At 61.6% G+C, this 425-nt stretch carries 1 protein-coding gene; it reads right to left on the bottom strand.

Features of this window, described 5'->3' with window-relative positions; translation table 11 throughout:
* Positions 1-65: 65 nt before the first annotated feature.
* The coding region (locus ACY35P_RS15670) for a hypothetical protein (protein WP_462116762.1) at positions 66-425 on the bottom strand (360 nt) is incomplete at its 5' end.

The following is a 425-nucleotide window of genomic DNA, read 5'->3' as shown; positions in this document are numbered from 1 at the left end:
CTAACACCTGAGTTAAGCCGCGCCGCGAAGCGGCGTCGGCTTGGACGAATTGTTAGGGGGCGTACTCAGCACCCTACAGAACCCGTGGCTCGAACTATTTGCCGGCGTTTTCCTTGAGTGACCTCGAAGATTACTTTGTAGTCTTGGTTCTCGCAGGAATCCCCGGCCGCGCACGCCTGCGTGACCTTGAACCGTGCAACTACCCGCGTGCCACGCGCCGCAAATGTTCTGACCAGCACGTGGCCGGGGAGGAGGCTGCCGCGCTCAGACAAGAGCCGCAGCGACACGTCTCTGCCCCCAATGTTCATCGCTGCCCATGAGCCGTCCTCGGCGGACGCAAGGAATATTTCCCTGGGCCCGAGAGCGGGCGCTTGAGCCGTCCAGTAGCAGTCGTAGGCTGCATTCTGTTGTTTGAGCGGCCCCAC

The sequence above is a fragment of the Lysobacter xanthus genome, from assembly GCF_047159895.1.
The sequence above is the reverse complement of the archived record's forward strand: the minus strand, read 5'-3'. Positions and strand labels throughout refer to the sequence as shown.